Raw genomic sequence first — 1,223 nt, 5'->3', positions numbered from 1 at the left:
GCCAGCGCGAACAACACGAGCAGCGCCGCGATCCCAGCCCTGGCATGAAGCATCGAATTTTTCATCGCTCCCTCCCATGACTCACTGTGTGGTCGAACATGCCATCGGCCCAAGCGTCGGCCGGGCAGGACGGGTGGTTATTCAGGCGGACGTTCCTCCCCGCCGGCGATGTTCCACTCGACGTCGACCGGACGGACAGGCAATTCAAATTGAGATTCGACCAGACCCCGCGGTGCGATCGTCACCGTCTTCCGAATGACATGAGGTTCGTCGTAGACCGGACGAGAGGCGTTGAACTTGAGGATGTTATAGCCGGAATGCCAGGCTACCACGGTGTAGGATCCCGGCGGGATGCCACTGATTTCAAAGCGCCCCTGTGAATCGGTCACGGCGAAATAGGGGTGATCGAACGCCGCCGCCCAGGCATTCATATGAACGTGCACATCGCACAGCAACCGCAATCCGACTCCGCGAGCACGCAAGAGCCTGGTCGTGATTTCTCGATCGGGAGTCGGCAGGGCGAGGTTAAACAGGCTGGCCTGTGTCTCGCTGAAGAAATGGGGATTGTGCAGCACCGGTTCGAAATTGACCATCCCGACCTGTGACGTACGCACAAATGGAAAGACCGGATGCTGGAACTGGCAGGCATGCCCTGTGGAGGACGCTCCTCCCTTCCCCATAGGAAGGCGATAGACGGGCTCCGCCGCTTTCCCGCGCTCCACTCGCTCAAGGTACACCAGCACATCCTGCACACCCATGCTTGCCGGATCGATCTGCAACACGGGCGATGGCACCTGCGTCCCGCAGGCATCGAGATCGGCGAACACCCTGAGCGGCGGCACCTTGGGAATCGCCCCCTTCCACAACGCCTTGCCCTTGATGGTTCCTCCGTCGGGCACCTCGATGACGTTGTAGTCCGCCCATGCGGGGGCGACCCCTCCCAGACAGCACAGCGCCAGCACGAACAGAAGACGGTAGATGCGTGAACGATGTCCGGACATAAGACACCTCCTGCGCAGGCCGGGTGTCGAATACCCCGGCCGCAGACAATAAAAAAGCCCGAACCACCCAGTTACGGGTCGTTCGGGCTCGGAGCGGTACGCTCTTTGGCCTCGTAGTATGTGGAACCGCGAGAAATTTACGCTGCTCGGTGCGACCTGTCAAGGCGCCGGAATGCCAAACTTCACGGAGTCCTGAGGGCCGGGATGGAACCGGATCCTCAT

At 60.7% G+C, this 1,223-nt stretch carries 1 protein-coding gene; it reads right to left on the bottom strand.

What is annotated here, in order from left to right; genetic code table 11:
- Nucleotides 1–137 precede the first annotated feature (137 nt).
- Nucleotides 138–1,001: a carboxypeptidase regulatory-like domain-containing protein gene (locus KF784_20290; protein ID MBX3121396.1), complete on the bottom strand. Its 864-nt coding sequence runs from the start codon at nt 999–1,001 to the stop codon at nt 138–140.
- Nucleotides 1,002–1,223: the final 222 nt, after the last annotated feature.

This window comes from Fimbriimonadaceae bacterium (genome assembly GCA_019638775.1).
In the GTDB taxonomy this organism is placed as follows: Bacteria; Armatimonadota; Fimbriimonadia; order Fimbriimonadales; family Fimbriimonadaceae; genus JAHBTD01.
The sequence above is the reverse complement of the archived record's forward strand: the minus strand, read 5'-3'. Positions and strand labels throughout refer to the sequence as shown.

Bases quoted from the DNA above. Each gene is read 5' to 3' on its own strand.
- KF784_20290 (MBX3121396.1), bottom strand. From the start codon at position 1,001: ATGTCCGGACATCGTTCACGCATCTACCGTCTTCTGTTCGTGCTGGCG.